Origin of the sequence: Streptomyces orinoci, assembly GCF_003121295.1 — a bacterium.
GTDB classification, from domain to species: domain Bacteria; phylum Actinomycetota; class Actinomycetes; order Streptomycetales; family Streptomycetaceae; genus Streptomyces; species Streptomyces orinoci.
This window is the reverse complement of record NZ_PHNC01000004.1, coordinates 165,685-187,750: the sequence shown is the minus strand read 5'-3', so window position 1 is coordinate 187,750 and position 22,066 is coordinate 165,685. Positions and strand designations below refer to the sequence as shown.

Genomic DNA, 22,066 nt, shown 5'->3' with positions numbered 1-22,066 from the left:
TGGTTGACGTTCGGTGAACAGTGCGCTTTCCGTCCGCTCCCCCTGCGGGCGCCCCGTGGGCACCGGATACGGTAGAAGAACCATGAGCGCACCGCAGACCCCACCTGCCACCGCCGTCGCCCGTGACGACGACCCCACCCTTCTTGTGAAGATCTTCGGGAAGGACCGGCCCGGCATCACCGCCGGACTCTTCGACACCCTGGCCGCCTATGGCGTCAATGTGATCGACATCGAGCAGATCGTCACCCGGGGCCGGATCACCCTGTGCGCCCTGGTCTCCGCACCCGCCGGCGGCGCCACCGCGGAGGGCGAACTCCGTGCCACCGTGCACAGTTGGGCCGAATCAATGCGGCTGCAGACCGAGATCATCTCCGGTCTGGGTGACAACCGCCCCCGCGGCATGGGACGTTCGCATGTCACCGTGCTGGGGCACCCGCTCACCGCCGAGTCCACCGCCGCCATCGCGGCCCGGATCACCGGCACCGGCGGCAATATCGACCGTATCTTCCGCCTCGCCAAGTACCCGGTGACCGCCGTGGAGTTCGCGGTCTCCGGCGCCGGAACCGAGGAGCTGCGCACCGCGCTGGCCATAGAGGCCGCCAGACTCGGCGTGGATGTCGCCGTGGTGGCGGCCGGGCTGCAGCGCAGGGCGCAGCGCCTGGTGGTGATGGATGTGGACTCCACCCTGATCCAGGACGAGGTCATCGAACTGTTCGCGGCGCATGCCGGCTGTGAGGCCGAGGTCGCCGAGGTGACCGCCCGTGCCATGCGCGGTGAGCTGGACTTCGAGCAGTCCCTGCACCAGCGGGTCGCCCTGCTGGCCGGGCTTGACGAGTCCGTGGTGGACAAGGTGCGCTCCGAGGTGCGGCTGACGCCCGGTGCCCGCACCCTGATCCGCACCCTTAAGCGGCTCGGCTTCCAAGTGGGCGTGGTTTCCGGCGGGTTCACCCAGGTCACCGATGATCTGCGGGAACGGCTGGGGCTGGACTTCGCCTCGGCCAACACCCTGGAGGTCGTGGACGGCAAGCTCACCGGCCGGGTCACCGGGGAGATAGTGGACCGGGCGGGCAAGGCCCGCCTGCTGCGCCGGTTCGCGGCGGAGGCAGGCGTACCGCTCGCCCAGACGGTGGCGATCGGCGATGGCGCCAACGACCTGGACATGCTCAACGCGGCCGGTCTGGGCGTGGCGTTCAACGCCAAGCCGGTGGTGCGCCAGGCCGCGCACACCGCCGTGAACTTCCCCTTCCTGGACACGGTGCTCTATCTCCTGGGCGTCACCCGCGAAGAGGTCGAGGCGGCCAAGACCCACGAGTGAGCCGGCGGCACGGCAGGGCGCTGCCCGCCGGGGCTACTCGTGCGGCGTCCAGAAGTTGACCAGCTTGCCCGCCCCGAGCTCCACGGCCTTCCAGGATCCGGTGAAGGCGAGCACCGCCACCGCGGCGGTGGGGAAACCCGAGCGGTTCAGCCTCGCCAGCAGATCTCCCTCGGCCTCCCCGGCCAGGGCGTCGGCCAGCCCGTGCATGCCCGGGTTGTGACCGATGAGCAGCAGGTCGTTCACTTCCTCCGGCACCTCGTTGATCACGGCGATCAGCTCGCCGAGGGAGGCTTCGTACACCCTCTCCTCGTACACCGTGCGCGGCCGCTGCGGCAGTTCATGGACGGCCAGCTTCCAGGTCTCCCGGGTGCGGACGGCGGTCGAGCAGAGGGCGAGGTCCGGATTGATGCCGGTGCCGGCGATCCAGCGGCCGGCGGCCGGGGCGTCCTTGCGGCCGCGCTCGGCCAGCGGACGCTCATGATCGTCGCCATCGGACCATTCGGCCTTGGCGTGGCGGAGAAGGACCAACCTGCGGGTCGTTTCGGCGCTCATGCCGTCCAGCTTCGCATGAAACCCACGGCGGGGCGCGGGGTGTTGACAGGCTTGCCCTTCCCGGGTGGTACCGCTCACGGTATCCGGTGACCGAGGGAGTGCTGGACCAGTTCCACCACGCGGCCGAGCGAACCGCCGCCCTGGGCCGAGGGGGTGCCTGCCGAAGCGGGACCGGCCAGCAGGGTGAACAGCGCCACAAAGGCGACGGTGGGCAGCGCCAGGGCCCACCACGGCAGCCTGGTCTGGGTGCCGGGGGTGCGCTTGTGCGTGCCGGCGGGCATGGGAATCTCCTCCGTGCGGTCCTGTGGTCCGGGTGACCGGCACCGCCGCCGTGCGGGGTGCACTCAAGAACTTACGGAGACCGGGCCGCCGCTCATATCCGGTAAGCCACCTACTTACCCCTGAGGTGGGCCCCCTAGGGGATGGGGGGCCAGCCCCACCCCGGCACTCGAAGAGGGCGGGTTCAGCGGGCGGCGAGCGAGGCGATGACCGCGATCACGGCGGTGATTCCCAGCATCACACCGAGGATGGTGAGCAGGGTCTTCTGGCCGTTCTGCGGATTCGGTTCAAGGACGGGCATGGCATCAGTGTCCCATCCCGCGCCCCGGCCCGGTGCGCAGGTCCCCCGTCACGGCCCGTCCTCCACCGCCCGGTCCCGGCCGGCCAGCATCCCGGCCACCGCCTGAGGCACCATCAGGGCGGCCAGCAGCGCGATCGGCGCTCCCCAGCCGCCGGTGCGCTGGTAGAGGCCGCCCACCAGCAGCGGTCCGGGGATGGACAGGAGGTAACCGACGCTCTGCGCGAAGGCGGACAGCCTCGCCACCCCGGCCCCGGTGCGGGCCCGCATCCCGATCATGGTCAGCGCCAGCGGGAAGGAGCTGTTGGCCACGCCCAGCAGCAGCGCCCAGGCCCAGGCCCCGGCGGCCGGCGCCAGCCACAGCCCGGCGTACCCGGCCAGCCCGAAGGCGGCCAGGGCCACCGCCAGAGGACCCTGGTGCCGCATCCGTACCGCGATCCGCGGCAGCACCAGGGAGAGCGGAACGCCCACCGTCATGGTGAGCGCGGCCAGCACTCCGGCGGTGGAGGCGGGGACGCCGCCGTCCCGGAAGATCTGCGGCATCCAGCCCATCACCACATAGGCGCCACTGGCCTGCAGCCCGAAGAAGACCGCCAGCGCCCAGGCGACGGGGCTGCGGGTGATGGGGGTGGCGGGTGCGTCCGGCGCAGGGGCGGGCGCCATGGGATCGTGCGCCGTGGAGTGCCGCGCGGGAGCGGGCCCGGGGCGCTCGGCCCCCCGCCGGGCGACCACCGCCCAGGGCAGTGCGGCGGCCAGGGCGACCACCGCCCAGGCGCCGAGCCCCAGGCGCCAGCCGCCGCCGAGGGCGCCGGTCAGCGGCACGGTCACCGCCGAGGCGACGCCCGCGCCGGCCGCCACGGCCATGGAGTACAGGCCGGTCATCGGGCCCACCCGGTCGGGGAACCAGCGCTTGACCACCACCGGCATCAGCACATTGCCCAGCGCTATCCCGGCCAGGGCCAGGACGCTCAGCAGCAGGAACCCGGGTATCCCCGGCATCAGCGGGCGCAGCGCCAGGCCGGCGGCGATGGCCGTCAGACCGGCGCAGACCACCGTGGCCGGTCCCCAGCGGCGGGCCAGCCGGGGCGCGGCCAGACCCAGCAGGGCGAAGCAGAGGGCGGGCATGGAGGTGAGCAGTCCGGCGAGGGTGCCGCCCATGCCCAGGCCCTCCCGCGCCTCCTTGAGCAACGCGCCCAGGCTGGTGACCGCGGGGCGGAGGTTGAAGGCGGCGAGAACCAGGCACACCGTCGGCAGTGTCCGCCGCGACCAGGCACCGACTCGCCCGTCCCGCAAGGGAGTTGGCGGGACGGACTGGAGGGCCCGGGGGCCGGTCACATACTCGTCTTCCCTGCGCACCATGAGCCGGATCATATAATCATGGGATGAATGGAGTGCCATGCCTTTGAGTTCCCCCCGCCGCGCCCCGCTGGCCGGCCAGGTGATCGACCAGCTGCGGAACCAGATCACCTCCGGTGAGTGGCCGGTCGGCTCCCGCATCCCCACCGAGCCCGAGCTGGTCGAACAGCTGGGAGTGGCCCGTAACACCGTCCGCGAGGCGGTCCGGGCCCTGGCGCACAACGGCCTGCTGGACATCCGGCAGGGCGCCGGCACCTTTGTGGTGGCCACCAGCGAGCTGGCCGGGGTGATGAACCGCCGCTTCGCCCAGGCCGATCCTCAGGAGGTGGCCGAGCTGCGCAGCGCGCTGGAGACCAAGGCGGCGGCCCTGGCGGCACACCGCCGCACCGAGGCGGACCTGGACCGGTTGGAGACGCTGCTTGAGCGGCGGGAACGCGCCTGGCGCTCGGGGGAGGCGGACCGTTTCATCGACGCGGACGCGGCCTTCCACGCCGCGGTGGTGACCGCCGCCCACAACGAGGTGCTGGCCGCCGTCTACGCGGATCTGGGCACCGTGGTGCGCGGCTTTCTGCGCGAGGGCATCGGTACCGAGCTGCGTCCGGAAGGGCTCACGGATCATGCCCGGCTGGTGGCGGCGATCAGGGCGGGTGACGCGGGTGCGGCGGGCCTGGAGGCGGCCTCGCATCCCTTTGTCTGCCATCCCGCGGCCGGCGGGGCGGACGCCTGAGCCGGCGGGGGCGCAGGTCAGCCGGGGGCGTGGCTCACCCGGGCCTCGCGTATTCGGAACCAGCAGCGCTGGGCGAGGTGCGCGCGGGCGGCCGGGCCCACGGTGACCGGGGCGGTGTCCATGGCCGGGTCCCACCAGTGGACGCACCGCAGATGCAGCTGGACGCGGTCGGGCTGGGCGTTGCCGTTGTAGCAGTCGGCGGTGGCGTGCGAGCCATGGATCCGGACATGGCATTCGGCTTCCAGCGGCTTGGGCGGGGCGGCCGCGGCCGGGGCGCCGGGCGTTGCCAGTGCGGCGCTCAGGAGCAGGGTGGCTGCCCGCCGGAAGGGCAGCGCGGCCGGTATCACCACGGCACCAGTGTGCGGGTGCAGCGCCGTTTCCGCCTGCGGCGGGCTCCCGCCCACCCACGCGCCGCCCGTGACCGTTGTCCAATCGGTTGGACTCTCCGGTGGGTGGTTCTTCGCCGTTGGCGACTGTCCGCCACCAACGGCCCAGCAGCCCACCGCAAGCAAAAGGGGCCGCAGGGCACAGCCCCGCAGCCCCTCGGCGCAAAAGCGCCAAGCGCAAGCGCTACGCGCCCATCATGTGCACGCCACCATCGACATGCACAATCTCGCCCGTCGTCCGCGGGAAGAAGTCGGACAGCAGGCCGACCACACCGCGCCCGGCCGGCTCCGGGTCCGCCAGGTCCCAGCCGATCGGCGCCCGGTGGTTCCAGACATCCGCCAGCTCCTCGAAGCCGGGGATGGACTTGGCGGCCATCGACTTGATGGGACCGGCGGAGACCAGGTTGCAGCGGATGCCCTTGGGGCCCAGGTCACGCGCCAGGTAGCGGTTGGTGGACTCCAGGGCCGCCTTGGCCACGCCCATCCAGTCGTACTTGGGCCAGGCGATCTGCGCGTCGAAGGTCAGGCCCACCACCGACGACCCCTCGGACATCAGCGGCAGCAGCGCCATCGTCAGCGACTTGTAGGAGTACGCCGAGACATGCACCGCCGTGGAGACGTCCTCCCAGGTCGCCTCCAGGAAGTTGAAGGCGCCCTGCGGCCCGAAGGCGATGGAGTGCACGATGCCGTCGATGCCGTCCACATGCTCGCGCACCTTGTCCGCGAGCCCGTCCAGGTGCTCCTGGTTGGTGACGTCCAGCTCGATCACGGGGGCCGGCTTGGGCAGCCGCTTGGCGATGCGCTCCACCAGGGAGAGCCGGCCGAAGCCGGTCAGGATGACCTCGGCGCCCTCGTTCTGGGCCACCTTGGCGGCCTGGAAGGCGATCGACGCCTCGGTGAGGACGCCGGTGACCAGGATGCGCTTGCCGGCGAGGATTCCACTCATGACGTTCAGTGACCCATGCCCAATCCGCCGTCTACGGGAATGACGGCTCCGGTGATGTATGCGGCCTCTTCGGAGGCGAGGAAGCGGACCGAGGCGGCAATCTCCTCGGGCTGCGCGTAGCGGCCCAGCGGGACACCGGCCACGATGTTGGCGCGCTGCTCGTCGCTGAGCACTCGCGTCATATCGGTGTCCACAAAGCCGGGGGCGACCACATTGACGGTGATGTTGCGGGAGCCCAGCTCACGGGCGAGCGAGCGGGCGAAACCGACCAGACCGGCCTTGGAGGCCGCGTAGTTGGCCTGGCCCGCGCTGCCCAGCAGACCCACCACGGAGGAGATCAGCACCACCCGGCCCTTGCGGGCGCGCAGCATCGCCTTGGAGGCGCGCTTGACCACGCGGAAGGTGCCGGTGAGGTTGGTGTCCAGTACCGAGGTGAAGTCCTCTTCGGACATCCGCAGCAGCAGCTGGTCACGGGTGACCCCGGCGTTGGCCACCAGCACCTGGACGGCGCCCTGCTTCTCCTCGACCTCCTTGAAGGCCTGCTCGACCTGCTCGGGGTCGGTGATGTCGCACTTGACGGCCAAGAAGCCCTCGGGCGGCTCCCCCGACCGGTAGGTGATGGCGACCTTGTCGCCCGCCTCGGCGAAGGCTCGGGCGATGGCGAGGCCGATGCCCCGGTTTCCTCCGGTGACGAGAACCGAGCGGCTCAAGGGATCACCCTTCCTTGTCTGTCTCTGCGGCTGGACTACCTGAAACTATCGGTAGTGGTCACCTCCGAGACATCCGGGGCACGACAGCGGCGGCGCACGCTCACTGTTGGATCTCTACAGAATCGGCTTCTCCCGGCCCGGCGGATGGGCATGATGCACGGCGACGACCACTGGGAGGTCCCTTTGCACCGTTCCATAGATCCGTCGTTCCTCGGCCTGCCGCTGCGCCCGCTGGCCGATGCCGCGCTGGCCCGGGCCCGTGCCCTGGGCGCCGAGCACGCCGACTTCCGCCTCGAGCGGGTACGTACCGCCTCCTGGCGGCTGCGCGACGCCCGTCCCTCCGGCTCCACCGACACCACCGACCTGGGCTACGCGGTCCGGGTGGTGCACGGCGGCTCCTGGGGTTTCGCCGCCGGCGGGGTGCTCACCATGGATGCCGCCGCCCGGGTCGCCGCCCAGGCGGTGGCGATGGCCAGGCTGGCGGCCAAGGTCACCGCGGCCTCGGGGGCCGGGGAGCGGGTGGAGCTGGCGGAGGAGCCCGTCCACCCCGACCGCACCTGGGTCTCGTCCTATCTGACCGACCCCTTCACCGTTCCGGCGGAGGAGAAGACCGGTCTGCTGGCCCAGTGGAGCGAGCGGCTGCTGGCGGCCAGGGAGGTCTCCCATGTGGACGCCTCACTGGTCACCGTGCGGGAGAACAAGTTCTACGCGGACACCGCGGGCACCGTCACCACCCAGCAGCGCATCCGGCTGAATCCGCAGCTCACCGCGGTGGCCGTGGACCCGGTCACCGGTCGCTTCGACTCCATGCGCACCCTGGCCCCGCCCACCGGCCGCGGCTGGGAGTACCTCACCGGCACCGGCTGGGACTGGGACGCCGAACTGGCCGAGCTCCCCGAACTGCTGGCCGCCAAGCTGCGCGCCCCCAGCGTCCGCCCGGGCCGCTACGACCTGGTCATCGACCCCTCCAACCTCTGGCTGACCATCCATGAGTCCATCGGGCACGCCACCGAACTGGACCGGGCGCTGGGCTATGAGTCCTCCTACGCCGGCACCTCCTTCGCCACCCCCGACCGGCTGGGCACCCTGAAGTACGGGTCCGAACTGATGAATGTGACCGGCGACCGCACCACCGAGCACGGCCTGGCCACCATCGGCTATGACGACGAGGGGGTGGCCGCCCAGTCCTGGGACCTGGTCTCCGGCGGCATCCTCACCGGCTACCAGCTGGACCGCCGGATCGCCCGGCGGCACGGCCTGACCCGCTCCAACGGCTGCTCCTACGCCGACTCCCCCGCCCATATGCCCATCCAGCGGATGGCCAATGTCTCGCTGCGGCCGGCGCCGGACGGGCCGTCCACCGAGGAGCTGATCTCCTCGGTGAGCGACGGGCTCTATCTGGTCGGCAACCGCTCCTGGTCGATCGATATGCAGCGCTACAACTTCCAGTTCACCCAGCAGCGCGCCTACCGCATCCGCGGCGGGCGGCTGGCCGGGCAGCTGCGGGACGTCGCCTACCAGGCGACCACCACAGACTTCTGGGGCTCGATGACGGCGGTGGGTGGACCGCAGACCCATCTCCTGGGCGGCTCCTTCAACTGTGGCAAGGCCCAGCCCGGCCAGCTGGCGGCGGTCTCCCATGGCTGCCCCTCCGCCCTCTTCGAGCAGGTCAACGTCCTCAACACCGCAGAGGAGGCCGGGAAGTGAGCACCCGTCAGGAAAGCCCTCAGGAGATCACCGAGCGGGCGCTGGAGCTGTCCCGGGCGGACGGCTGTGTGGTGATCACCGACGAGCGCTCCACCGCCAATCTCCGCTGGGCGGGCAACGCCCTGACCACCAACGGCCTCACCCGCGACCGCACCGTCACCGTCATCGCCACCGTTCGCGGCGCCACCGGCACCGCCTCCGGGGTGGTCTCCCGCACCGCGGTGACCACCGGGGACCTGGCCGAGCTGGTGCATGGCGCCGAAGCCGCGGCCCGGGCAGCCGGTCCGGCCGAGGACGCCCGGCCGCTGGTCACCGGCATACCGGCCGCCCCGGAGTTCGCCGAGCCGCCCGCCGAGACCTCCGCGGCCGTCTTCGACGCCTTCGCCCCGGCCCTGGGCGAGTCCTTCGCCCGCGCCCGCTCGGCCGGGCGGCAGCTCTACGGCTTCGCCCAGCACCAGCTGGTCACCAGCTATCTGGCCACCTCCACCGGGCTGCGGCTGCGCCATGACCAGCCCACCGGCCATGTGGAGCTCAACGCCAAGACACCGGCCGGCGGCTCCTCCTGGCTCTCCCGGGCCACCGCCGACTTCACCGACGCCGACCCGCTCGCCCTGGAGGCCGAACTGGCCGAGCGGCTGTCCTGGTCCACCGACCGGATGGAGCTGCCCGCCGGGCGGTACGAGACCCTGCTGCCCCCGACCGCCGTGGCGGATCTGATGGTCTACCAGCAGTGGCGGGCCTCGGCCCGGGACGCCGCCGAGGGCCGCAGCGTCTTCTCCCGCCCCGGCGGCGGCACCCGGGTCGGCGAGAAGCTCTGCGAACTGCCGCTGACCCTGCGCAGCGACCCCGGCGCCCCCGGCCTTCAATGCGCCCCCTTCCTCCTCACCCACGCCTCCGAGGAGGGCCGCTCGGTCTTCGACAGCGGCCTGCCGCTGACGGCCACCGACTGGATCCGTGAGGGGGTGCTGGAACACCTGCTCACCAGCCGGTACACCGCCGAGGCCACCGGTCTGCCGCTCACCCCCTACACCGACAACCTGATCCTGGACGCGGGCGGCACCGCCTCCACCGCGGAGATGATCGCCGCCAGCGGGCATGACCACCCCGTGCTGCTGCTCACCTCGCTCTGGTACATCCGCGAGGTGGACCCGGCCACCCTGCTGGTCACCGGCCTGACCAGGGACGGCGTCCTGCTGGTGCGCGACGGCCGGGTGGCCGGCGAGGTCAATAACTTCCGCTTCAACGAGTCCCCGGTGAGCCTGCTGGCCCGGGCCACCGAGGCCGGGCGCACCGAGCGCACCGTGCCCCGGGACTGCGGCAAGTACTTCAACCGGGCGGCCATGCCCATGCTGCGCATCCCGGACTTCCATATGAGCTCGGTCAGCAAGGGCGTCTGAGCGTTCCGGGAAGGGGGACGGCCGGGCCGTTCGGCGGGGCCTGGAACCGGGCCGAATACACTGGCGGACGTCCAAGCCGTCCCCTTCTCTTCCGTCAGGAACGCCATGACACGCCTCGGCGAATCCGTCGCCCGCGCCAGCGAACTCCTCGCACAGGACCTCTCCGCCGATGCCACCGTGCAGCGGCTGCTCACCGAGACCAAGGCACGGCGCTATCTGGACCTGTCGGACCTGTCGGCGAAGGAGCAGGCCGCGCTGATCACCGGCCGGGCGGTGGAGGTGCTGCCGGGCGAGGAGAAGCTGGCCGAGCGGATCGAGGAGCGCCGGGCGGCGGGCGGCAGTCTGCACATCAAGCTGGGCATCGACCCCACGGCGGCCGATGTCCACCTGGGCCACACGGTGCCGATGATCGTCCTCAGCCGCTTCCAGCGGATGGGCCACCGGGTGACGCTGATCATCGGTGACTTCACCGCCAAGATCGGCGACCCCACCGGCCGTACCGCCGAGCGCCCGCCGCTGACCGATGACGACATCGCCGCCAATCTGGCCGGCTACCGCGAGCAGGTGCGCCCCTTCTTCGACTTCGAGAAGGTGGGCTTCCGGCAGAACAGCGAGTGGCTGGCGCCGTACACCTTCCCCGAGCTGCTGGGCCTGCTCACCCAGGTGCCGGTGTCCCAGCTGCTGCAGCGCGAGGATTTCCGCAACCGTCTGGCGGCCGGTTCCGGGCTGACCATGTCCGAGCTGCTCTACCCCATCGCCCAGGGCCTGGACTCGGTGGCGCTGGACTGCGATGTGGAGCTGGGCGGCGCCGACCAGCTGCTCAATCTGCAGATGGGCCGCAAGCTGATGGAGCTGCGCGGACAGCAGCCGCAGCTGGTGGTCACCATGCCGCTGATCGAGGGCACCGACGGCACCGGCGCCAAGATGTCCAAGTCCAAGGGCAACTATGTGGGTCTGACCGCGCCCGCCGACGATGTCTTCGGCAAGATCATGTCGGTGCCGGACCGGCTGATGGAGCCCTACCTCAAGGCCTGGACCGAGTGGACCGACGAGGAGATCTCGCTGGTCCTGCGGCGGGTGGCGGACAAGTCCCTGCACCCGATGGACCTCAAGAAGGTGCTGGCCGGTGAGGTGGTGGCGGCGCTCTACGGCGTGGACGCGGCCATGGCCGCCCGGGCCGGGTTTGTGGCCCAGTTCTCGAAGAAGAGCTTCGCCGATGTGGAGGCGCTGCCGGTGGTGGACGCCGCCGAGCATGGCGCCGAGCCGGTGACGGCGGTGCTCAGCAAGGTCCTGGGCTTCCAGCCCAGCGCCTCGGCCGCCCGCCGGGTGGCCAAGCAGAACGGTCTGCGGCTGGTGATCGAGACCGGCGCGGGCCAGCAGTCGGTGGTGCTGGCCGAGGCGGAGGCCATCCGCCCGCTGGCCGAGGTGGTCGGTGAGGCACTGGCCAAGACCGGTGCCGATGCCCAGGGCGGCAGCGTCTACCTCAAGGCCGGCCGCCGGATCGCCGAGATCCAGGGCCTGTAAGGGGCGGTACGGGCTTACGCGGCGGTACGGGCACACGAGGCGGTACCGGCGCAAGGAGGGTACGGGCCGGTGGGGCGCACCGGCCCGTACTACCTCACCCGTTCTCCCCGCCGGTCGCGCACTCCGGTCCACAGCCGGTTGGCCAGCGCGACTACGATCACCGCCCCGGCCAGCTGCAGCAGATGGCGGATCCAGTCCACGCCATGGGTGTGGCGGACGCCCAGCACCTCGGCCCCCCAGTTGCCCAGCAGGGCCCCGGCCAGGCCGCAGAGCATGGTCAGCCAGAGCGGGATCGCCTGCTTGCCGGGGATGATCACCTTGGCGATCAGGCCCAGCACCAGGCCGACGATGATGGCCCACACCCAGCTCATGCCGCCTCCCGGTAGCGCAGGGGTCGGGTTCTTCCGTCAGTGTCGGGCCGCCGCCGCCACGGCGCACGCCGAACCCGCCCGTGCGCCGTCCGCGCACGTCAGCCGCTGCCCCACTCTCGTCGGGCGGCAGGCGGCGGCGTAACGTTGAGTAGGTACCGGTGCGTGGGGCGTCGGCGAGGAATCGGACGGTGGATGTGATGCTGAGGCACGGTGGTGCGGAGGTCTACCGGATCACCGGCGCCAGGCGCGGCCTCCAGGAGGACGTGCGCGGGCGTCAGCGCCGGTATGTGATCTCCATGGGTATCCGGACCATCTCGGTGATTCTCACCGTGGTGCTGTGGAACGTTGAACGGTATGTGGCCCTGGGAACGCTGGTGTTGGGCGCGCTGCTGCCCTATGTCGCGGTGGTGATCGCCAACGCGGGCCGGGAGAACGCCCCTTCACTCCCCGGGACCTTCACCCCGGCCGCCACCAGGCCGGTGCTCACCCCCGGGCCGTCCGAAACGCCCGAGGCCGCGGATGAGCACCAGCCGGAGGACCAACAGCCCGAGCGTGCTTGATGCTTCGGCTGTGAGCGGTGATCCGACAAGCTCAAGAAAACCTCAAATCAATCATGTCTTTCGGTGCCCTTCGCGGGGCTCTCCGTGACATACTTCGTAGGCGCTCCGCATCCCCCGTCGGAGCGAATGACCGACGCCGGGCGGCTCCCCCCGTGGCTGCCCGGCGTCGTCGTGTCTTCTTCCGAATCGCTAGAGTTCCAGGGTGAACTCCCCTGATTCCGCCCCCGAATCCAGCGTGATCTGCTCCGCCAAGGGCTGCCGTGCGGCGGCGGTGTGGGTGCTGGCCTGGAACAACCCCAAGCTGCACACCCCCGAACGCCGCAAGACCTGGCTCGCCTGCGAGGAGCACCGCGAGCATCTGTCCAACTTCCTTGCGCTGCGCGGCTTTTTGAAGGACGTGGTGACCCTGGAGGAGTGGGAACGCACCCACCCCTCGGAGGGCTAGCCGCCGATCGCCGACATCGGCCGCCGCGGCTGCAGAAAGCGGGGGTCGTCCAGGCCCGACCCGGCCCGCTTGCCCCACATCGCCGCCCGCCACAGCTCCGCCAGCTCCTCGTCCGTGGCTCCGGAGCGCAGCGCGCCGCGCAGGTCCGTCTCCTCGTTGGCGAACAGACAGTTACGGACCTGGCCGTCGGCGGTCAGCCGGGTCCGGTCGCAGGCGGCGCAGAACGGCCGGGTGACGGAGCCTATGACGCCCACCCGGGCGGGGCCGCCGTCCACCAGCCAGCGCTCGGCGGGCGCGGAGCCGCGCTGCCCGGTCCCCTCCTCGGTGAGGGTGAAGCGGGTGCGCAGACTCGCCAGGATCTCCCCCGCCGTGATCATGCCCTCGCGCTTCCAGCCATGCTGGGCGTCCAGCGGCATCTGCTCGATAAACCGCAGCTCATAGCCCTCGGCCAGGGCCCAGGCCAGCAGTTCGGGGGCCTCGTCCTGGTTGTGGCCCGGCATCAGCACGGAGTTGACCTTCACCGGGGTGAGCCCGGCCTCCCGGGCCGCCGCCAGTCCGTCCAGTACATCCTGGTGGCGCTTGCGGCGGGTGAGGGCGGTGAAGACCTCGGGCCGCAGGGTGTCCAGGGAGACATTGACCCGGTCCAGGCCGGCCGCCTTCAGGGCCGGTGCGGTCCGGGCCAGCCCGATGCCATTGGTGGTCAGCGACAGCCGGGGCCTGGGTTCGAGCGCCGCGCACCGCTCCACCAGCGACACCAGCCCGGGCCGCAGCAGCGGCTCACCGCCGGTGAAACGCACCTCGGTGATGCCCAGCGAGGTGACCGCGATCCGCACCAGGCGGACGATCTCGTCATCGGTGAGCAGCTCCGGCTTGGCCAGCCAGGCCAGGCCCTCCTCCGGCATGCAGTAGGTGCAGCGCAGATTGCAGCGGTCGGTGAGGGAGACCCTGAGGTCGGTGGCCACCCGCCCGTAGGTGTCGATCAGCACGGCAACGGCCTCCCCGGCGTGGAACGTTCAACAGTTCCGCAGGGTACGCGATGCCCCTGACACCGCGGCTCTCCGAGGTGCCAGGGGCATCGTTCGTGGGTGGCTTCAGTGCGCGCCGTATCCGGTGAGCGAGCGCACCTCCAGTTCGGCGTACTTCCCGGGCTCCACGGCCGCGCGGTCGGCCAGCGAGCCCAGCCAGCCCAGCAGGAAGCCCAGCGGGATGGAGACCAGGCCCGGGTTGCCCAGCGGGAAGAAGTCGAACTTCATGCCGGGGAAGAGCGCCTTGGGGTCGCCGGAGACCACCGGAGAGAAGATCACCAGGGCCACCGAGGACACCAGCCCGCCATAGATGGACCACAGCGCGCCCCGGGTGGTGAAGCGCTTCCAGAACAGGCTGTAGAGGAGGGTGGGCAGATTGGCCGAGGCGGCCACCGCGAAGGCCAGGGCGACCAGGGCGGCCGCGTTCAGCTTGTGGGCGAAGATGCCCAGCGCGATGGAGATGCCGCCGATGGCGATGGCAGCGATCTTGGCGGTGAGGATCTCCTCCTTCTCACCGGTGCGGCCCTTGCGCAGCACATTGGCCCAGAGGTCATGGGCGAAGGAGGCGGAGGAGGCCAGGGTGAGGCCGGCGACCACGGCCAGGATGGTGGCGAAGGCCACCGCCGAGATCACCGCCAGCAGGATCGCCCCGCCGGTGGAGCCCGCCCCGCCGCCGACCGCCTCGGCCAGCAGCGGGGCCGCGGTGTTGCCGGACTCATTGGAGGCGGTGATGGCCTTGGAGCCGACCAGCGCGGCGGCGCCGAAGCCCAGCGCGATGGTCATCAGATAGAAGGCGCCGATGATGCCGATGGCCCAGTTCACCGAGGTGCGCGCGGCCTTGGCGGTGGGCACCGTGTAGAAGCGGATCAGCACATGCGGCAGTCCGGCGGTGCCCAGCACCAAAGCCAGGCCCAGCGAGACAAAGTTGAGCTTGGAGGTGCCGTTCTTGCCGTATTGCAGGCCGGGTTGGAGGAATGCCTTGCCCTTGCCGCTCTTGTCGGCCGCGTGTCCCAGCAGGGTGGAGAGGTTCCAGTCGAACTTGTTGAGCACCAGGACGGTGATCAGCAGGGTGCCCGCGATCAGCAGCACCGCCTTGACGATCTGCACCCAAGTGGTGCCCTTCATCCCGCCGATGGTCACATAGAGCACCATCACCAGCCCGACCAGCACAATGATCCAGCGCCGGGCGCCCTCCCCGCTGGCGCCCAGCAGCAGCGCCACCAGGGCGCCCGCGCCCACCATCTGGGCCAGCAGATAGAAGATCGACACCACAATGGTGGAGACCCCGGCCGCGGTGCGCACCGGCCGCTGCCTCAGCCGGTGGGCCAGGACGTCCGCCATGGTGAACCGCCCGGAGTTGCGCAGCGGTTCGGCCACCAGCAGCAGTGCCACCAGCCAGGCGACCAGGAAGCCGATGGAGTAGAGGAAGCCGTCGTAGCCATAGAGCGCGATGGCGCCCGCGATGCCCAGGAAGGACGCGGCGGACATATAGTCGCCGGAGATGGCCAGGCCGTTCTGGAAGCCACTGAAGGAACGTCCGCCGGCGTAGAAGTCGGTGGCGTCCTTGGTCTGCCGGCCGGCCCAGACGGTGATGCCCAGGGTGATGGCCACAAAGACCGAGAACAGCGTGATGATCAGGGTGCGGTGCTCGCCCGCCCCGCCGCTCGCCGCGAGGTTCATTCCCCCGCCTCCATCCGGGCCCGGATCGCCTCGGCCCTGGGGTCGATTTGGGTGGCGGCATGCCGGGCGTACCACCAGGCGATCAGGAAGGTGGTGAGGAACTGGGCCAGGCCGAGGACCAGCGCGACATTGATGTTGCCCACCAGCTCGGTGCTCATAAAACCGCCCGCGTAGTTGGACAGCAGCACATAGAGCAGGTACCAGGCGATAAAGGCCGCGGTGACCGGGAAGGCGAAGCTCCGGTGGGCGCGCCGGAGTTGGGCGAACTCGGCACCGGTCTGCACCTCGGTGAAACGGTCCGGCTGGGCCGGGATGCTGGGGCGGACGGCCTCGGCCGTCTGCTCGGGGGTGGTCTGCCCGGGGGCGGTCTCCGGGGGGCTGTTCCTGTCCACGGCCTCTTCTGGGTCCACGGCCTCTCCTGGTCGGTGGGCGGCGAGCGCGAGCCGATGATGTGACGCGGATCACGCATCGTAGGGCGACACCGCAGTATGCGACAGAGGGGCGGCCGGGGAATGTCGCAGCGTGGGCCAGGCGAGGCAATACCGCCCGCCCACAGCCTCGTTGACCTGGGTGTGAGCACCGAGCCGCCGCCTGAGCCACAGTCCCCCGGCCGACGTCCGTTCGGCATCGTCAGGTTGACGGGCCCCATAGCCGCCGCGGCCACCGGACGCCCCGTGACCCCGCCCTCCGCCTGCCGCTGGTACGGACCGAGAGTGCCGCTCCCGCCCCTGAGCATCGACACCCTGCGCGGCACCTGACGCAACGTTACAATTAACCGCCGCACAGCCTTTCTTGGGGAATTCATTGCCCAATGGGCATGATCGGCGCTAGCTTCACTCGTCATGTACCCGTCCGGGCACGGCCGGTGTCCGGGCGGCACGCTACGGACGATGTGGAGTACCCATGGCTCACTCGCACTCCAGACGCCGGCAGGCGCTGCTCGCCGTGCCCGTCGGTCTGGCCCTCACCGCCTCGCTGGGCCTGCTGCCCGGCGCCGCCGCCGCGGCGGCCCCGGCGAAGCAGCAGGTCAGGACGGACGGCCCACTGCTCTCCTATGTGGTCAACACCGGCACCGACCATGCCGGACTCGCCCGGGCGAAGCAGGCGGTGAACGCCAACAAGGGCTCCCTGGTGGCCGCTTACGACCGGATAGGCGTGCTGGTCGTCCACTCCAGGAACCCCGCCTTCGCCCAGTCGCTGCGCGCGGTACCGGGTGTGCAGTCGGCGGGCGCCACCCGTACCGCGCCGATCACCTCGGCGGCCACCGATGACATCGGCAAGCCGGAGAAGCTCAAGCTGTCCAAGTCCACCGCGCTGGCCGCCGCCAGGGCCGGGAGCCGGGGCAGCGAGCCGCTGGAGAGCCTGCAGTGGGACCTGCGGGCCATCAAGGCCGACCAGGCCGCCAGGATCAACCCGGGCAGCCGCAAGGTGACCGTGGGCGTGATCGACACCGGCGTGGACGACACCCACCCGGACCTGGCCCCCAACTTCTCCCCCTCCCAGTCGGCCAGTTGTGTCTCCGGCAAGGCCGACACCCGCCCCGGTGCCTGGCGGCCCTTCGACCCGTCCCGCGACTACCACGGCACCCATGTCGCGGGCACCATAGCCGCCGCCCGCAATGGCACCGGTGTGGCCGGGGTCGCCCCGGGCGTCAAGGTCTCCGCCATCAAGGTCAGCAGCAACAGCGCGGGCAGCTTCTTCTACGCCGAGAGCGTGGTCTGCGCCTTTGTCTTCGCCGCCGAGCACCACATAGCGGTCACCAACAACAGCTATTACGTCGATCCCTGGATGTTCAACTGCGCCGACGACCCCGACCAGAAGGCGATAGCCGACGCCATCGGCCGTGCCTCCGCCTATGCCCAGCGCAAGGGCGTGGTCAATGTGGCCGCGGCCGGCAACTCCAACTTCGACCTGGCGGCCAAGGAGCTCCCCGACAACTCCAGCCCCAATGACACCAAGCCCCTGCCGCGGAAGATCGATCCTTCGCGGTGCCTGGACGTCCCGGCCCAGCTGCCCGGGGTGGTCACCGTCTCCGCCACCGGCGTCAAGTCGCTGAAGTCCTACTACTCCAACTACGGCCGCGGGCAGATCGCCGTGGCAGCCCCCGGCGGTGACAACCTCCAGATCCCGGACGCCCCCGCCAAGGACGGCCGCATCCTCTCCACCCTGCCCGGCGGCGACTGGGGCTGGCTGCAGGGCACCTCGATGGCCAGCCCGCATGTGGCCGGTGTGCTGGCGCTGCTGAAGAGCACCCACCCCAAGGCGAGCCCGCAGGAGCTGACCTGGATCCTCAAGGCCCAGGCCAAGAACCCCGGTTGCCCGGTGGCGCCCGCCGATGCCACCTGCACCGGCACCAAGAACATCAACAGCCACTTCGGCTATGGCATCGTGGACGCCCTGGCCGCCGTCCAGGACTGACCCGCCTCCCCGGGGACGGGGCCGGGCACGCGCCCGGCCCCGTTGCCCTCCGGCCGGGCCAACAGCCCTTCCACCAGCAGCAACTGAGCCGCCAGATACGTCACCATCACCCAGAACTGCGGAACCCGCGCCTGCGGCCATCCCGCCAGCCCACCGGCGATCAGCCCGTCCGACAGCAGAAACAGCGCACCCCCGGCCGCCGCCCGCGGCCCCGCCCCGGCGGCACCCGCCGCCATCGCGGTCAGCAACAGGCTGTACAACGCGACGGGCAGCCGCAGTTGTGACGGCAGCCCCGGCCAGAGGGCCGCCACACTCAGCGCCCACACCGCTCCGTAGGGCACCGCCAGCCGGCACGCATTCTTCTTCGGCTGCCGTGCGAACAGCGCCAGATAGCACCCATGCCCGGCCGCGAACGCCCCCATCCCCGCCAGGAACGCCGCCTCCCCCTCACACTGCAGCAGAACGTCCCCCACGGCCCCCAACAGCAGGGCCAGCGCCAGCAGTCGGGGCCCGCCGCGCACCAGGACATACTCCGCCAGCAGCGGCATCAGCACCGGTTTGGTGGCCCGTTCCACCCCGCGCCGCCGGGTGAGCAGCGCACCCAGATGCACCCCGCCCGCCGCCGCGAAGGCCGCCAGCCGGCCCCGTACGCCCCTCATCCGACCCGCTCCGGCAGCCGTTCCCCGGACGGACGCGCCGTACGCGGCTGCCACCCGGGCCCCCTGAAGACCCGCCCCAGCCGCTCACCCCAACTCCTGGCCGCCCGTAGGTCCCTGGCGATGGCCACATACTCATGGGTGGCCACCCGCAGCGGGTTGAAGGTGTCGATGTTCTTGGTCAGCCCGAACACCGGCCGCTCGCCCTCCGCCACAAAGGACCCGAACATCCGGTCCCAGATAATGAGAATCCCCCCGAAGTTGCGGTCCAGATAACCACCCTGCGAGGCATGGTGCACCCGGTGGTGCGAGGGCGTATTGAGCACAAACTCAAACGGCCGCGGCAGCTTCCGCACCCGCTCCGTATGCACCCAGAACTGATAGACCAGATTCACCGAGGAACAGAACGCCACCGCCGCCGGGTGCACCCCCGCCGCCACCATCGGCACATAGAACGGCCACACCGTCCAGGTGGTCCAGGGCTGCCGCAGCGCGGTGGTGAAGTTGAACTTCCGGCTGGAGTGGTGCACCACATGGCAGGCCCACAGAATCCGGATGACATGGTGTCCCCGGTGCGACCAGTAGTAGAAGAAGTCCTGCACCAGCAGCATCAGCGGCAGCGTCCACCAGAGGATGGGCACCCGTAGCGGCGTCAGTTCATAGACCGCCGTATAGATGGCGACGATCGGCACCTTCCACAGCGCGTCAAAGGCCAGACTCCCCAGCCCCATACCGACACTGGTGGCCGCGTCCTTGGCCTCGTACCCCTCGGCCTCCTCATCGGGATGCAGCCGGTAACTCACCACTTCCAGGGCGGTGAGCAGGACAAAGGCGGGCACGGACCACAACACGACATCGGGCAGGTGCGGCATGTTCCGCACCATAAGCTTGCCGACTGGCTTGTCGCTAGGGGGTGTTACCCATGGGTACCCAATTCTTGTTACCGGGGGTCCACGTCACCCCCTTCGCAACACCGCCCGCACGGCCGCCGCGCCGCGCGCGGTGATCTCGGCGTGGGCGGCGGCTTGCCCGTCCTCCTCCCGGCATTCCCCGCACAGAACCTCATCCGCCTCCGGCCGGAACAGCCGAGGCTGGATGTGCCGCCCCCGGCACTCGACCATTCCCGCCACCCGGGGCGCCAACGGCGGCCCGGCGGCCACCCGTTGCCGGGGAATCTCCGGCCGCTTGCGCACCAGCCGGTCACGCAGCAGTGCCGCCGGGCAGTGCACCGGCTGCGGCAACCCGTTCACCAGCGCCTCGCGCAGGTCATCCGCCCCCGCACCGCGCAGCAGCCACTCGCCCGCGAGCGGGGCGAGGGTCTGGATATCCCTTCCGTTCAGCCGCAGTTGCCGTACCGAATGCGAGACGGCGGCAAGGATCTGCGCTCCCCGCCGAACCAGCGCAGCCGGAACCGCAGTTGCCGCTTCCGCCACCGGCTCCTCCCTCCGCGAGGGCCGGGAGGGCTGGGAGGGCGGGCGACGGCCCGGCTACACGGCTCACCGGGGGCCGGTTTGCTGTCACTCGGCTGACGCCCGTCCCGGACGGCACGGGCTTCCTCGGCATCGAGCGGCGCACCGGCGACCAGTTGGGTCGTCGCCCAACGGCCGTCCGGCCCCTGCGTCCGCCACTCATGGACGTACCGCTCCTCGATCAACTCCCCCTTGGCCCGCTGGAACGCCGCCTTCTTGATCCCGGCCCGCCGCGCCGCCTCCGACAGCGGCATATCCGCTCCGGGCGGCAGCGAGAGCAGCCATAGCAACAGACGTACGGCATCCGAGCCGAGGCGCGGATGACGGATGATCTCGTTCGGCGCCCGGGTGAAGCGGCCTTCGGGCGCGATAAAGTACTTGAGCATGCGCGGGGAGCTCTTCTCTCCTTGGCGGGTGTAGACCCCTGCCGACGGGTTGTGGCCGTCCGGCAGGGGTCGCTTCGCGTTCGGTACGAAGCGACCCGATGCGGGCAAGTTAGCTCGGGGGAACGAGCCGGCGGCCCGGCCTGCGGACCACAACACTCGTAAGAGTTAACGGAGTTGAAGTGGGCCTGCTTTCCGCACCCGCGTCCTGGCTGAGCCTGCGGAATCCCGCACCGGTCCGCCATGGAGCGGAATCAGGAGGGGTGTTGGTGCTCCTCCCACGTCCGGAAGTGCGTACTCCTGGGAGCCATGGCCTTGAGCCTGGCGCCGAATTCGTTCAGCACCGCCGCGACACGGGGGTGGTGGGCCAAAGCGCCGGAAGAGACGGTCATCGCCGTGGCGAGGGAGAGCTCAAGTTCGCCCTGCCCAAGCTGCGCGCATGCCAGCCGTGCGGTGACCAGGGCGCGGTCACGGCGCATATGGGGACGCAGTAGAGCCAGACTGCGGTACGCATGAGCTTCCGCACGCGGGAAGTCCCCCAGGCTGAGATGTGCGGAGACGGCGAGTTCCTCAATCTCCGCCCGGTCGCAAACCGCCGTCATCCAGACTGGCCTGCGGGTACTCGCGTCGGCGCGGTCAAGTGCCCCATGAGCATGGGCAAGTGCCCGGCGCACCCCCGTGGCATTTCCCATGGAGCCGTGGATGGCGGCATGCCGAGCATGACCCAGGGCAGCAAACATCGGGTCGCGGCGGGCGATGGGGAGTCCGCGCGCCACATCATTGGCGGCCAGTGCGTCCGCCGGTCGCCCGAGATGGCGGTAAAAGCTGCCCGCATGGGACCAGATGCGGAACTGAATGGCCTGGTCACCGGAGACCGTTGCGAGGCTGGATGCCCGAGTGAAGTGGTACTCCGCAGCTTCACGACGGCGGCTGTCGATGGCTGCCCACATGGCACTGGACGCGAATGAAGCAGCACAGGCGTAGAGGGCACTTCGCACGCGCCGGCTGACCGAACCGTACCGCTGGAAGGCCAGCGCTTCTTCCACCAGGTCGGCGGCACGAGCTTCGATGTCGGGGCCTCCGCCATATCGATTGTCGCGGGCCACAAGGACGTTGAACCTGTCTTGCAGCTGTTGGACTTCGGTGCCGCCGATCTGCTGTGTCACAGCGTGGGCATTTCTCTTCGAGGCAGCCGACGCCGAGGGCGGAGTGAAGCCCAGTTCCTCCGGCGTACGGTGGAACACCGCGCTGAGCGCCGCTCGTTGCCTGCCTTGCGGCCATCGGGTCTGCCCGGAGAGATAGCGGCGAATGGTGCGATCGGAGAGATCACCACGGCGTCCGGTGAATTCCTCGATCACGTCATTCAGTTGTTCGGCAAGTTCCAGGCGCGTAAGCCCGAGCGCCGCCATGCGCGCCGCCAGTTCGGTATTGGCTGCCATGCCGTCACCGTAGGGGAACGGGTGCGGGACGTCCCCTGGCTCAGTAAAGGCCGAGTCATTTGGTCCGGTCTCCCGGAGCTGAACGGCGGCGCTTCGCCCTCCCGGTCGGGATGGTGCAAGCCGTTCACTGGACGGCACCCGGCAGGACTCCCAAGGACGACGGAAGGGCGAAGCCCCGTGATCTCACATGCCAGTCCCCAGAAGCGCGACATCCGCTACGACCACCAGCAGCAGCGCTTCATCGTGCTGATCACCCTGCACCACTTGGACGGCACCTCCGAACCGACGGAACTGCGGCTGGGTCCGGATGAGATGGCGGCCCTGTCCGTCCAGGTCGAGCAGTCAGCGGAGAAGCGCGCGAAGGCTCTCGGCCTGAACCGCGACTTCCACCAGGCACGCCTTCGTTGATCACTGCTGCACACG

General features: G+C 70.4%; 24 protein-coding genes. 9 read left to right on the top strand and 15 right to left on the bottom strand.

Features of this window, described 5'->3' with window-relative positions; translation table 11 throughout:
• The first annotated feature begins 82 nt into the window (after positions 1-82).
• Entirely contained in the window at positions 83-1,315 is a 1,233-nt protein-coding gene (gene serB / locus CV755_RS01720; RefSeq protein WP_109278315.1) for a phosphoserine phosphatase SerB, read from the top strand.
• A 33-nt stretch (positions 1,316-1,348) separates the two neighbouring features.
• Here the strand turns inward: serB and CV755_RS01715 are convergent, their stop codons facing one another.
• From CV755_RS01715 to CV755_RS01705, 4 genes are all read right to left on the bottom strand, one after another.
• Entirely contained in the window at positions 1,349-1,867 is a 519-nt protein-coding gene (locus CV755_RS01715) for a SixA phosphatase family protein (protein ID WP_109278314.1), read from the bottom strand.
• A 74-nt stretch (positions 1,868-1,941) separates the two neighbouring features.
• Entirely contained in the window at positions 1,942-2,148 is a 207-nt protein-coding gene (locus CV755_RS01710) for a hypothetical protein (protein ID WP_109278313.1), read from the bottom strand.
• Between the two features lie 182 nt (positions 2,149-2,330).
• On the bottom strand, positions 2,331-2,447 hold the full coding sequence (locus tag CV755_RS36595; RefSeq protein WP_161968570.1) for an SGM_5486 family transporter-associated protein: 117 nt from the start codon (positions 2,445-2,447) through the stop codon (positions 2,331-2,333).
• 48 nt (positions 2,448-2,495) lie between these two features.
• Positions 2,496-3,803 (bottom strand): MFS transporter, encoded by a 1,308-nt coding sequence (locus CV755_RS01705; RefSeq protein ID WP_241560902.1) that lies wholly within the window; start codon positions 3,801-3,803, stop codon positions 2,496-2,498.
• Positions 3,804-3,840: 37 nt separating this feature from the next.
• On the opposite strand from CV755_RS01705, the gene CV755_RS01700 reads away from it, so the two are divergent.
• Positions 3,841-4,527 carry a FadR/GntR family transcriptional regulator gene (locus tag CV755_RS01700; protein WP_109278311.1) on the top strand — a complete coding sequence of 229 codons (687 nt, stop codon included), beginning with the start codon at positions 3,841-3,843 and terminating at the stop codon, positions 4,525-4,527.
• 17 nt (positions 4,528-4,544) lie between these two features.
• Here the strand turns inward: CV755_RS01700 and CV755_RS01695 are convergent, their stop codons facing one another.
• The 3 genes from CV755_RS01695 to fabG form a co-directional block, all read right to left on the bottom strand.
• Complete coding sequence (locus CV755_RS01695) at positions 4,545-4,877, bottom strand: hypothetical protein (protein ID WP_109278310.1); 333 nt, start codon at positions 4,875-4,877, stop codon at positions 4,545-4,547.
• A gap of 220 nt (positions 4,878-5,097) precedes the next feature.
• On the bottom strand, positions 5,098-5,859 hold the full coding sequence (fabI, locus tag CV755_RS01690) for an enoyl-ACP reductase FabI (RefSeq protein ID WP_109278309.1): 762 nt from the start codon (positions 5,857-5,859) through the stop codon (positions 5,098-5,100).
• A 5-nt stretch (positions 5,860-5,864) separates the two neighbouring features.
• The gene (gene fabG / locus CV755_RS01685; protein ID WP_109278308.1) at positions 5,865-6,569 is read right to left on the bottom strand and encodes a 3-oxoacyl-[acyl-carrier-protein] reductase; all 705 of its coding nucleotides are present in this window, start codon (positions 6,567-6,569) and stop codon (positions 5,865-5,867) included.
• 183 nt (positions 6,570-6,752) lie between these two features.
• Here fabG and CV755_RS01680 point away from each other — a divergent pair, with 183 nt between their 5' ends.
• The 3 genes from CV755_RS01680 (at position 6,753) to tyrS (ending at position 11,197) form a co-directional block, all read left to right on the top strand.
• Positions 6,753-8,276 carry a TldD/PmbA family protein gene (locus CV755_RS01680; protein WP_109278351.1) on the top strand — a complete coding sequence of 508 codons (1,524 nt, stop codon included), beginning with the start codon at positions 6,753-6,755 and terminating at the stop codon, positions 8,274-8,276.
• On the top strand, positions 8,273-9,673 hold the full coding sequence (locus tag CV755_RS01675; protein ID WP_109278307.1) for a metallopeptidase TldD-related protein: 1,401 nt from the start codon (positions 8,273-8,275) through the stop codon (positions 9,671-9,673). Before CV755_RS01680 ends, CV755_RS01675 begins: the two co-directional genes overlap by 4 nt.
• Before the next feature lie 105 nt (positions 9,674-9,778).
• Positions 9,779-11,197, top strand: coding sequence for a tyrosine--tRNA ligase (tyrS, locus tag CV755_RS01670; protein ID WP_109278306.1), 1,419 nt, complete (start codon positions 9,779-9,781; stop codon positions 11,195-11,197).
• 89 nt (positions 11,198-11,286) lie between these two features.
• On the opposite strand, the gene CV755_RS01665 is transcribed toward tyrS, so the two are convergent.
• Positions 11,287-11,568, bottom strand: a complete 282-nt coding sequence (locus CV755_RS01665) for a GlsB/YeaQ/YmgE family stress response membrane protein (protein WP_109278305.1) — start codon at positions 11,566-11,568, stop codon at positions 11,287-11,289.
• 197 nt (positions 11,569-11,765) lie between these two features.
• Between CV755_RS01665 and CV755_RS01660 the strand changes: the two genes are divergently transcribed.
• Both CV755_RS01660 and CV755_RS01655 read left to right on the top strand, forming a co-directional pair.
• On the top strand, positions 11,766-12,128 hold the full coding sequence (locus CV755_RS01660) for a DUF3099 domain-containing protein (RefSeq protein WP_109278350.1): 363 nt from the start codon (positions 11,766-11,768) through the stop codon (positions 12,126-12,128).
• Positions 12,129-12,330: 202 nt separating this feature from the next.
• Positions 12,331-12,573 (top strand): hypothetical protein, encoded by a 243-nt coding sequence (locus CV755_RS01655; protein WP_109278304.1) that lies wholly within the window; start codon positions 12,331-12,333, stop codon positions 12,571-12,573.
• Here CV755_RS01655 and moaA read toward each other — a convergent pair.
• The 3 genes from moaA to CV755_RS01640 all read right to left on the bottom strand — a co-directional run bounded on the left by moaA (position 12,570) and on the right by CV755_RS01640 (position 15,592).
• A complete protein-coding gene (gene moaA / locus CV755_RS01650; RefSeq protein ID WP_109278303.1) occupies positions 12,570-13,559 on the bottom strand; it encodes a GTP 3',8-cyclase MoaA in 990 nt (329 codons plus the stop codon). The two genes, CV755_RS01655 and moaA, sit on opposite strands and share 4 nt — an antisense overlap.
• Before the next feature lie 105 nt (positions 13,560-13,664).
• Complete coding sequence (locus CV755_RS01645; protein WP_109278302.1) at positions 13,665-15,278, bottom strand: solute symporter family protein; 1,614 nt, start codon at positions 15,276-15,278, stop codon at positions 13,665-13,667.
• Positions 15,275-15,592, bottom strand: coding sequence for a DUF485 domain-containing protein (locus tag CV755_RS01640; RefSeq protein ID WP_109278349.1), 318 nt, complete (start codon positions 15,590-15,592; stop codon positions 15,275-15,277). Before CV755_RS01640 ends, CV755_RS01645 begins: the two co-directional genes overlap by 4 nt.
• Positions 15,593-16,181: 589 nt before the next feature.
• On the opposite strand from CV755_RS01640, the gene CV755_RS01630 reads away from it, so the two are divergent.
• Positions 16,182-17,696, top strand: a complete 1,515-nt coding sequence (locus tag CV755_RS01630) for a S8 family peptidase (RefSeq protein WP_109278301.1) — start codon at positions 16,182-16,184, stop codon at positions 17,694-17,696.
• On the opposite strand, the gene CV755_RS01625 is transcribed toward CV755_RS01630, so the two are convergent.
• The 4 genes from CV755_RS01625 to CV755_RS01610 form a co-directional block, all read right to left on the bottom strand.
• Positions 17,657-18,355 (bottom strand): lysoplasmalogenase, encoded by a 699-nt coding sequence (locus CV755_RS01625; protein WP_109278300.1) that lies wholly within the window; start codon positions 18,353-18,355, stop codon positions 17,657-17,659. The two genes, CV755_RS01630 and CV755_RS01625, sit on opposite strands and share 40 nt — an antisense overlap.
• Positions 18,352-19,224 carry a sterol desaturase family protein gene (locus CV755_RS01620; protein ID WP_109278299.1) on the bottom strand — a complete coding sequence of 291 codons (873 nt, stop codon included), beginning with the start codon at positions 19,222-19,224 and terminating at the stop codon, positions 18,352-18,354. The genes CV755_RS01625 and CV755_RS01620 overlap by 4 nt, the downstream gene beginning before the upstream one ends.
• An 84-nt stretch (positions 19,225-19,308) precedes the next feature.
• A complete protein-coding gene (locus CV755_RS01615; protein ID WP_109278298.1) occupies positions 19,309-19,785 on the bottom strand; it encodes a hypothetical protein in 477 nt (158 codons plus the stop codon).
• A gap of 673 nt (positions 19,786-20,458) precedes the next feature.
• Positions 20,459-21,643 (bottom strand): NsdA family TPR-like regulatory protein, encoded by a 1,185-nt coding sequence (locus tag CV755_RS01610; protein ID WP_109278297.1) that lies wholly within the window; start codon positions 21,641-21,643, stop codon positions 20,459-20,461.
• A 177-nt stretch (positions 21,644-21,820) separates the two neighbouring features.
• Between CV755_RS01610 and CV755_RS01605 the strand changes: the two genes are divergently transcribed.
• Positions 21,821-22,051, top strand: a complete 231-nt coding sequence (locus tag CV755_RS01605) for a hypothetical protein (RefSeq protein ID WP_109278296.1) — start codon at positions 21,821-21,823, stop codon at positions 22,049-22,051.
• Positions 22,052-22,066: the final 15 nt, after the last annotated feature.